Origin of the sequence: Olsenella sp. Marseille-P4559 (assembly GCF_900605015.1) — a bacterium.
GTDB lineage: Bacteria > Actinomycetota > Coriobacteriia > Coriobacteriales > Atopobiaceae > Tractidigestivibacter.
In genome coordinates this window covers 627169-635509 of record NZ_LR027574.1, presented here as the reverse complement: position 1 = coordinate 635509, position 8341 = coordinate 627169, and the positions used below count along the sequence as shown (strand labels likewise).

The 8341-nt window shown below is 64.0% G+C and carries 8 protein-coding genes; 6 read left to right on the top strand and 2 right to left on the bottom strand.

What is annotated here, in order from left to right; translation table 11 throughout:
• The 3 genes from E0E00_RS09100 to E0E00_RS09090 all read left to right on the top strand — a co-directional run.
• On the top strand, window positions 1-521 hold a 521-nt coding region (locus tag E0E00_RS09100; protein ID WP_207302705.1), incomplete at its 5' end, for a hypothetical protein.
• 82 nt (window positions 522-603) lie between these two features.
• On the top strand, window positions 604-1227 hold the full coding sequence (locus E0E00_RS09095; protein WP_130812211.1) for a hypothetical protein: 624 nt from the start codon (window positions 604-606) through the stop codon (window positions 1225-1227).
• 46 nt (window positions 1228-1273) lie between these two features.
• Complete coding sequence (locus tag E0E00_RS09090; RefSeq protein WP_130812210.1) at window positions 1274-1606, top strand: hypothetical protein; 333 nt, start codon at window positions 1274-1276, stop codon at window positions 1604-1606.
• A gap of 104 nt (window positions 1607-1710) precedes the next feature.
• On the opposite strand, the gene E0E00_RS09085 is transcribed toward E0E00_RS09090, so the two are convergent.
• The gene (locus tag E0E00_RS09085; RefSeq protein WP_130812209.1) at window positions 1711-2595 is read right to left on the bottom strand and encodes an aldose 1-epimerase family protein; all 885 of its coding nucleotides are present in this window, start codon (window positions 2593-2595) and stop codon (window positions 1711-1713) included.
• A gap of 347 nt (window positions 2596-2942) precedes the next feature.
• Here E0E00_RS09085 and pckA point away from each other — a divergent pair, with 347 nt between their 5' ends.
• Window positions 2943-4541: a phosphoenolpyruvate carboxykinase (ATP) gene (gene pckA / locus E0E00_RS09080; RefSeq protein WP_130812208.1), complete on the top strand. Its 1599-nt coding sequence runs from the start codon at window positions 2943-2945 to the stop codon at window positions 4539-4541.
• A gap of 99 nt (window positions 4542-4640) precedes the next feature.
• Here pckA and pta read toward each other — a convergent pair whose 3' ends face one another.
• Window positions 4641-5618, bottom strand: a complete 978-nt coding sequence (pta, locus tag E0E00_RS09075) for a phosphate acetyltransferase (protein ID WP_130812207.1) — start codon at window positions 5616-5618, stop codon at window positions 4641-4643.
• A 246-nt stretch (window positions 5619-5864) separates the two neighbouring features.
• On the opposite strand from pta, the gene glf reads away from it, so the two are divergent.
• The gene (gene glf / locus E0E00_RS09070; protein WP_130812206.1) at window positions 5865-7067 is read left to right on the top strand and encodes a UDP-galactopyranose mutase; all 1203 of its coding nucleotides are present in this window, start codon (window positions 5865-5867) and stop codon (window positions 7065-7067) included.
• A 125-nt stretch (window positions 7068-7192) separates the two neighbouring features.
• Window positions 7193-8227 carry a glycosyltransferase family 2 protein gene (locus tag E0E00_RS09065; protein WP_130812205.1) on the top strand — a complete coding sequence of 345 codons (1035 nt, stop codon included), beginning with the start codon at window positions 7193-7195 and terminating at the stop codon, window positions 8225-8227.
• The last annotated feature ends 114 nt before the right edge of the window (window positions 8228-8341 follow it).

Genomic DNA, 8341 nt, shown 5'->3' with positions numbered 1-8341 from the left:
CGTTCGAGGCGTCCGAGAGGGCCGCGGCCGCCAGGGCCACGGCATCTCGGGCATCGTCCGCCCGGGAGGTCGCCGACCTGGTAGGATGTACGAGATCCGCGCTCTGCAAGTGGAGGCGCGAGCTGCTTGAGGAGGAGCCCCCGATGTCCGAAGGCCGCCCCAGCAAGCCTGCGCGGACGCGGGGAAGGTCGCCTGCGACCCAGGCGGGCACCGCCGCCCTCGAGGCCAGGAAGGCCGAGCCCGAGGCCGAGCTCGAGGGGCCCGGGCTCAGGCGCGACATCACGGAGGGTGCCCTCGAGGTCCTGGGGAAGGGGGCGGGCGCCGACCCGGCAAGCGAGCCCGCGAACGGGGAGAAGACCCTGCTGATCGGGTCCCCGCGCCCCAAACGGGGGCCGTGCGAGCCTCCCTCGGCGCCCGGGATGGCCCGGCCAGGCTACCAGTGCCAGCAGGGGGCGCCCCGCGCCCCCGACAGGGGCGAGGGGGGCCCGCAGGAGGATCTCGGGGGTCCTCGACGCCAATGACGGCACCTGCGGAAGGCGCCGCATCCACGACGGGCCCGAGGCGGGGGGCGAGGCCATCGGGGGGCGCAGGATCGCCCGCATCATGGCCGGGGAGGGGCTCGAGGCCCGGGGCAGGACGAAGCCAAGGCGGCGCTGCAGCCCCTGCGCGGGCGAGGTCACGGAACATCCGGCCGACAAGGTCAGGCAGGACCTTGCGGCGGGGCCTCCCAGCTTCCTGTGGCCCGCGGACGTGACGCAGCTCTCGGTCCCCGCCGGCAAGCCCTGCCTCTCCCCTGTCCCGGACTGCTCCGGCGGCTCCATCGTGAGCTGGGCGACGTCGACCTCGCCGGACGCCGAGATGGCCGACTCGACGCCGGAAGCAGCCATCAGGCTTACCAAGCCCGGTGAGAGGGCCCACCTCGTCGTCCACGGCGGCTGCGGATGCCACTGCCGGTGGCCCGGGGGGATATCGATCTGCGAGGAGGCGGGAGTCATCCGCTCGATGTCGAGGAAGGGCAGCCCTCCCGACAACTCCCGCATGGGGGGCCTCCTCGGCACCATGAAGAACGGGATGTCCTGCGGGAGGGACTGGGAGGGCGTCAGCCTGGGGGGGCTCGGGAAGAGGATCGATGGCTACATAGGGTGGCACGACACAAAGAGGATCAGGCGCTCGCTGGGCTCGATGGGCCCCTTGGCATACAGGCAAAGCCTAACCCTTGCAGCCTAGCGAGAACGGTACGGAAAAGCGGTACCACCCCCTCCGTGCAACAAAAATGCTATCAAACACAGCCCACGGCGACCGTGGCTGGCACCACGGGACGCCTGGCTGGATAAGGCAGTGCGAGGGGCCTGGCGTCGTGCGCCCCATGCCGCGCAGGGGCCACTCCCCCGACGACGCGGTCTCGGAGGCCTTCTTCGGAAGGCTCAAGGTCGGGTCCTCCTGCGGCAGGGACTGGCGGGGCCACGCCGTCGAGGGGTTCGTCGAGGAGCCCAGGTCCCACATCGCCTGGCACGACGAGGGAAGGCCGGAGGAGTTCCATGGGGACGGTCACAGGAGGTTCGGTACGATCGCCGGCAGGAGGAAGAGGCTAGGCATCGCCGCCTAGCCTGTCCAAGAAATCGTCCGGGCCCTCAACTCGAGGGGTTTCGCCGGTTAGACATGCCTAAACGGCGAAAAGCCGCGGCAATTTCGTATCGCCCGGACCGGAGTCTAGAAAGGCGATACGGAGAACTCGTAGGAGACCTTCTCGCCCAGGTCGAGGGACTCCATGCCGCGCTTTTCTTCGAAGATGTCAGACTCGTCGTAGCAGGTGGCCACGCCGCGCCAGGGCTCAACCGCCACGAAGGGCGCGCCTGGGGCAGACCAGACGCCCAGGTAGGGGAAGTCGTCAAAGTCAAGCTCTACGCCATGCCCGCTCTTTGTCCCCAGGAGGGTGACCGTACGACCGGGCACGTCCTGGAACGTGAGCGTGAGATACTTGTCGAAGAGCCCGTGCGAGAGGGGCAGGGCGTCTGTGTCCTTCAGGACCGTGAGGGGATGTTGGAAGTCACAGAGGCCATCGGTGTCGATGGCAGGTGAGACGGCAGTCCACGGGCGGGCGAAGTGCAGCTCGTAGTCATCGAACGTCTCGCCGTTGGTGTTGGGTGCCGGTACGTTGAACGCTGGGTGTCCGCCGAGCGTGAAGGGCATGATCTCGTCGCCGGTGTTGGTGACGGTGTATCGCTGCGCCATGCGCCCCCCGTCAACTGCGTAGGTCATGTTGAGGCGGAAGGCATAAGGGTAGGCCCGCATGGTCTCTGGGGTGCTCTCGAGCTCGAAGGTCACGGAGTCCTCGGTCTGCTCGACAATGCGGTGCTCGCAGTTTCTGGCAAGCCCATGGCGACCAAGGCGGACCTCGCCGGCCGCGCTTTTTGCAACGCCGTTGCGTAGGCAGCCCACGATGGGGAAGAGGATGGGAGCCCTTCTCGGCCAAAACCGCTCGTCGCCCTGCCAGAGGTACTCGCTCCCGTTGAGCTTGAGGCTCATGAGCTGCGCACCCATGGAACCTATCGAGGCTTCGAGTGCGCCTTTGCGTATCGTGGTGATGGTCGACATCGCTTCCCCCAAACGTCGTGTGCAAACCCAATGGATACCTGGCCAAAGCCAACCGATATCCCCTTTGTCTATTCCCAAAATCCGGCGTTGCGCACGTGCTGCGTCGCAATCATTTCGTCACTTCCATCCCGATGGGACGGAAGTTCACCAAAGGTTCGTCAAAATGCCGCGATTGTTAACAAATGGTCACTCGGGCGGGGCTGCGGGTAGAATCAAATGTCGGGTGTGGCGCCCCAGGGGTCTAGTCCCGTGTGGCAGCCAATCCTGCGGTGTATGCGCCCTCGCTGCGCAGCCGCTTGCATGCTTGTCTTTGTTCGGCGCACGTTAGCTGCACCTAGGAGGTCCGCATGGTCGTTGAGGAGCTTGAGCAGTATGGGATTCACCACACGGATGACAGGACGGCAATAGACCCGTCACCGGCTTGTCTGATTGAGAAGGCCGTCTCGCGTGGAGAGGGCATTCTCACCAGCACGGGCGCGCTTGCGGTCACCACCGGCAAGTACACGGGCCGCTCGCCTAAGGACCGCTTCGTCGTGGACACCCCAGACGTACACGACAGGATTGCCTGGGGCAACGTGAACGTGCCCTTCTCCGAGGAGGACTACCAGCGCGTTCACGACGAGGTCATCTCGTACCTGTCCGAGCGCCGCATCTTCATGGTCCGCGGCATCGCCGGCGCGGACAGGCGCTACTCTCGCAAGATCTTGGTCCTGACCGAGCTTGCCAGCCAGGCGCTCTTTGCGCACCAGATGCTCGTGCGCCCCACCGAAGAGGAGCTTGCCAACTATGGCCGCGCGGACTTCGTTGTCATGGCGTGCCCCGGCCTCAAGCTCGACCCGGCAGTGCACCACACCCACTCCGAGGCCGCCGTCATTATCAACTTCAAGGAGCGTGTGGTTCTCATTGCCGGCACGCAGTACTCCGGCGAGATCAAGAAGTCCATCTTCTCGGTCATGAACTACCTGCTCCCCGTTGAGGATAACGTGCTTACCATGCACTGCTCCTGCAACATGAACCCCCGGTCTCACGGCACCACGGTCTTCTTTGGCCTTTCTGGCACCGGCAAGACCACGCTCTCCGCGGCTGAGGGCCGTCTGCTCATCGGTGACGACGAGCACGGCTGGGCTAAGGATTCCGTCTTCAACATCGAGGGTGGTTGCTACGCCAAGACCATCCGCATCTCCGAGGAGACCGAGCCGCAGATCTGGCATGCCATCCGCTTTGGCGCCCTGTGCGAGAACGTCGTGCTTGATCCCAACAGCCGTGTTGCCGACTACGACGACGACTCCTTGACCGAGAACGGCCGCGTTGCCTACCCGGTCGAGTTCATCGACAACGCCGTGGTCAAGGGCCGTGCCAAGCGTACGCCCGATGTCGTGATCTTCCTCACCGCCGACGCCTTTGGCGTGCTTCCGCCCATCTCAAAGCTGGACGAGAACTCCGCCATGTACCACTTCATGACCGGCTTCACCTCCAAGGTCGCCGGCACCGAGCGTGGCATCAAGGAGCCCACGCCCACGTTCTCCTCGCTCTTTGGCGAGCCGTTCATGCCGCTTGACCCCATGGTCTACGCCAAGATGCTCGGCGAGAAGATCAAGCACAGCGGCACGCGCGTCTACCTCATCAACACCGGTTGGTCTGGTGGCTCCTACGGTATCGGCAGCCGCATCAAGCTCAAGTACACGCGCAAGATGGTCGAGGCCGCGCAGTCCGGAATCATCGACGACTCCGAGTTTGTCCACGACGAGCGCTTCAACCTCGACGTGCCTGCGAGCTGTCCGGGTGTGCCCGACGAGCTGCTCAGCCCGCGTAGCACCTGGGCTGACAAGGACGCCTACGACGCCACGGCCGAGAGGCTTGCGCAGATGTTCGTCGACAATGCCGAGAAGCGCCTGCAGTCGATGACGCCTGAGGTTCGCGCTGCCGGCCCGCATCCGCTGGGGTAATACGGTTAGCCTGGCCTGTCTCGTGCGCGCTATAGCCTGCCGCCCCGGCACCGTGCCGGGGCGGCAACTTTCAAGCAGCAATGTCGGGAGGGGGATGCCCTACCCGACCATCTGCGCCTGGACGGCGGTGATGGCAACGACGCCCACGATGTCTTCGGCAGAGCAGCCGCGCGAGAGGTCGTTGACGGGCCTGGCGATGCCCTGGAGGATGGGGCCGTATGCCTCGGCGCCAGCGAAGCGCTGGACGAGCTTGTAGCCGATGTTTCCGGCCTCGAGGTCGGGGAAGACAAGCACGTTGGCGTGGCCGGCGACCTTGGAGCCAGGGGCCTTGAGCTCGGCGACGGCCGGCACCAGCGCGGCGTCAAGCTGCAGGTCGCCGTCGACGGCAAGCTCGGGTGCCTTCTCGTGCGCAAGCGCGGTGGCCTCCTGGACCTTGGCGGGAACGTCGCCCTTGGCGGAACCCATGGTGGAGAAGGAGAGCATGGCAACCTTGGGCTCGGAGCTCATGTACTTCCTCCAGGAGTCCGCGGAGGCGATGGCAATCTCGGCGAGCTCGTCTGCCGTGGGGTTGATGTTGAGGCCGCAGTCGGCGAAGAGCAGGGTGCCGTCCTCACCGTACTCTGCCTTGTCCGTGCACATGATGAAGAACGCCGAGACGAGCTTGGTGCCAGGGGCGGTCTTGAGGACCTGGAGCGCGGGGCGCAGCGTGTTGGCGGTGGAGTGGCATGCGCCAGAGACCAGGCCGTCGGCGTCGCCCATCTTGACCATCATGGTGCCGAAGTAGGTGGCATCGTTCATCTGCGCCATCGCCTCGGGCAGCGTGATGCCCTTCTTCTTGCGCAGCTCGGCAAAGGCGGCGGCGTACTCGTCGTGCCTCTCGGCCTTGCGGGGGTCGATCACGGTGACGCCGGGGACGTCGATCTTCTCGGGGTCACCAAGGATGACGAGGTCGGCGATGCCCTCGTCTACGATTTGGCGCGCAGCCGCGATGGTGCGCGGGTCTTCGCCCTCGGGAAGGACGATCGTCTTCTTGTCGGCCCTCGCGGCCTTCTTCATGCGGTCAAGAAACTCGCTCATCAGTGCTCCCTTTGTACTAGCGTATTCCGAATACCTCCCCCAAGCTGGCCGTGTGCGGTCTATGACCTGGAGATTGTGCGGCCAACACCCACCGCCTGCAGGGGGACCATACGTATTATAGGAGCGAGTGTTAGAATCAATAGCCAGATTGGGTTGTGTTGTGCCTCGCACATGCGCTCAGTTCTTGTTTGCCGCCTTTCGCGGTTGGTGTAACGGGGCCCCGCGGGGCGCTTGGGAAGGACATTCATGGGAATCGCAAATGGTCTGCCTGCCGGCTTCAACCCAGACGCGTATGACGCCATCATCGTGGGCGCGGGCTATGCGGGTGCCGTCTGCGCCCGTCGTCTCGCCGAGGCGTGCGGCATGAAGGTGGCCGTCATCGAGCGGCGTGACCACATTGCCGGCAACGCCTACGACTATGTGGACGATGCAGGCATCCTGGTGCACAAGTACGGCCCGCACATCTACCACACCCTGAACGACCGCGTGAATCAGTACCTTTCGCGCTTTACGGAGTGGACGGGCTACCAGCACAGGGTCCTCGCCAACATCCACGGGACGCTCATGCCCGTGCCCTTCAACCACGCCTCCCTCAAGCTCGCCTTTGGTGACGAGAGGGGAGAGGCGCTCTACCAGAAGCTCGTGGCAACCTTCGGCGAGAACAAGAAGGTCCCCATCATGGAGCTGCGCGAGAAGAACGATCCCGAGCTCTCCGAGGTAGCCGATTACGTGTACGAGAACGTCTTTCTCCACTATACGATGAAGCAGTGGGGCAAGACGCCCGACCAGATTGACCCATCCATCACCGGTCGCGTGCCTGTGTTTGTGGGAGATGACGACCGCTACTTCCCCACGGCCAAGTATCAGGGCATGCCTGCCGAGGGCTACACGAAGCTCTTCGAGAACATGCTCAACCACGACCTGGTGTCGGTCTTCCTCGGTGTGGACGTGCGCGACATCCTCAAGGTGGGCACCTCGAACGTCCTCGTCTGCGGGCACCCCTATGGCGGGGAGATCGTCTACTCCGGCCCGCTTGACGAGCTCTTTGGGCTTGACCTCGGCGCGCTGCCGTACCGCACGCTCGACATGCAGTTCGAGACCCTGCCTATCGACCAGTTCCAGCCGGTGGGCACCGTCAACTACACCATCTCCGAGGACTTCACGCGCATCACCGAGTTCAAGAACATGACCGGCCAGGTGGCTCCCGGCCGCACCACCATCATGCGCGAGTACTCCAAGGCCTACATGCCCGAGAGCGGACAGACCCCGTACTATGCCATCCTAGAGGACGAGAACCTCGAGCTCTATCGCCGCTACCGCGAGCGTGTCGCTGGCATTCTCAACTTCCACTGCGTGGGCCGTCTTGCCGAGTACCGCTACTACGACATGGACGGCGTGGTTGCCTCTGCGCTAAGCCTCTCCGACGAGCTCATTCAGGCACATAACTAACGCAACTTCATGGGGCGGGGCCATTGCCTCGCCCCCATTGTGTGCCGGCGCGAGTGCCTTGGGCTGGGCATCGTGGCCGTGCTTGCCCACACATACGCTTACACGAGTCAGGACGGAATACATACATGGAGAAGACCATCACCTTTGGCGTCCCGTGCTATAACGCGGCGGCATATATGGACAAGTGCATCGCGTCCATCCTCGAGGGGTCGAACTACGCCGAAGACGTGGAAATCGTGATTGTGGACGATGGCTCCACCAAGGATGACACGCCCCAGAAGGCCGATGACTGGGCCGAGCGTTACCCCGACATCATCCGTGCGGTCCACCAGGAGAACGGTGGCCACGGAAGGGCTGTCATGGCAGCCGTGGGCGCCGCTCGGGGCGCCTACTTCAAGAACATCGACTCTGACGACTGGTTTGACGCCGAGGCCCTGCAGCGCCTGCTCACCACGCTGCGCCGCTTTGGCGAGTTGGGCGACCCGGTGGACCTCGTGATCACGAACTACGTCTACGAGCACGTGGAGGACGGCGCGCAAAACGTCATCGACTACCGTCGGGTGCTTCCCGCTGACCGCGTGTTCACCTGGGGCGAGATTGGCCGCTTCAAGAAGACGCAATATCTGCTCATGCATGCCCTCACATATCGCACCAAGACCCTGCGCTCGGCCAACCTCGAGATGCCGGCCCACACCTTCTATGTGGACAACATCTACGCCTACGTGCCGTTTCCCAAGTGCCATACCTTGTATTACCTCGACGTGGACCTCTATCGCTACTTCATTGGGCGAGAGGACCAGTCCGTGAACGACGCGGTGCTCACGAGCCGCGTGGATCACTACTGGCGCGTTGCCCGTGTGATGTGGGGGGCCTACCACCTCTACGATGACGTGCAGCCTCGCAGGCTTCGCGAGTACATGATGGGCTACTTCACAATCATCATGGCGATTTGCTCGGTCTTCTCGAAGAAGTCCGACAGGCCCGATGCTGAGGAGCGGCTGCAGAGGCTCTGGTCAGACCTCAAGGACTACGACCCCAAGATGTATCGCCGTGCTCGCCATGGCATGGTGGGCATCGTCACGAACCTGCCGGGCCTGGTTGGCAAGGACATCACGCTCTGGGGCTATCGCGTAGCCCAGAGACATGTGAAGTTCAACTAGGGGCCTGCGGCCCGCAGGGGGTTCTATGGGGTCCGATGTGGCGGGAAGTCTCAGCTGTGAGCACGCACGATGCAGACTTCTCGCCAAAGGACCGGCGTTTTCCCAGTTGAGAGG

What these genes read in the sequence shown, in the direction of transcription:
- E0E00_RS09095 (WP_130812211.1), top strand. Translation starts at nt 604, where the DNA reads ATGGCCGGGGAGGGGCTCGAGGCCCGGGGCAGGACGAAGCCAAGGCGG.
- E0E00_RS09090 (WP_130812210.1), top strand. Translation starts at nt 1,274, where the DNA reads ATGCTATCAAACACAGCCCACGGCGACCGTGGCTGGCACCACGGGACG.
- E0E00_RS09085 (WP_130812209.1), bottom strand. Translation starts at nt 2,595, where the DNA reads ATGTCGACCATCACCACGATACGCAAAGGCGCACTCGAAGCCTCGATA.
- pckA (WP_130812208.1), top strand. Translation starts at nt 2,943, where the DNA reads ATGGTCGTTGAGGAGCTTGAGCAGTATGGGATTCACCACACGGATGAC.
- pta (WP_130812207.1), bottom strand. Translation starts at nt 5,618, where the DNA reads ATGAGCGAGTTTCTTGACCGCATGAAGAAGGCCGCGAGGGCCGACAAG.
- glf (WP_130812206.1), top strand. Translation starts at nt 5,865, where the DNA reads ATGGGAATCGCAAATGGTCTGCCTGCCGGCTTCAACCCAGACGCGTAT.
- E0E00_RS09065 (WP_130812205.1), top strand. Translation starts at nt 7,193, where the DNA reads ATGGAGAAGACCATCACCTTTGGCGTCCCGTGCTATAACGCGGCGGCA.